Genomic DNA, 454 nt, shown 5'->3' with positions numbered 1-454 from the left:
CTGATGTTCAGGTCATTGTCAAAGTAACGGATGTACGGCCGGATCTTCGCCAGTTGCTGCTCGGCCAGCTTCAGGTCATCGAGGTTCTGGCGGTTGATGTCCAGCCCCATGTACTTCATCACCGCGGCGAACACCTCGTTGGGATCGTTGAGCAAACTCACGCCGCAATCGGAAAATTTCGAGACCACCGCCGGATCGAACAGCATCGCCCAACTGTCCGTTGGCGCCTCCGGCAGGCGCTTTTTGACGGCCTCTTCCTGATGACCCACACCGGTCGTGCCCCAGGCATAAATCCCGGCGTAACGATTGCCCGGATCGAACACCGCCATGTGCTGGCGGAACTCTTCACCGACGCCGGCAAAGTGCGGCAACCGTTGCAGGTTCAAGGTTTGAATGGCACCGCTCTGGATCGCCCTGGACAAATGCTGCCCCGCCGTCAGCACCAGGTCATAAC

1 pseudogene is annotated in these 454 nt (G+C 59.0%); it reads right to left on the bottom strand.

What is annotated here, in order from left to right:
- A pseudogene (locus KW829_RS22735) lies at nt 1–454 on the bottom strand (spermidine/putrescine ABC transporter substrate-binding protein PotF); the annotation flags it as partial.

This window comes from Enterobacter sp. ENT02 (genome assembly GCF_019219165.1).
Lineage (GTDB): Bacteria > Pseudomonadota > Gammaproteobacteria > Enterobacterales > Enterobacteriaceae > Enterobacter > Enterobacter mori.
Note: the sequence above shows the minus strand (reverse complement) of the source record. Positions and strands in the feature narration are given on the sequence as shown.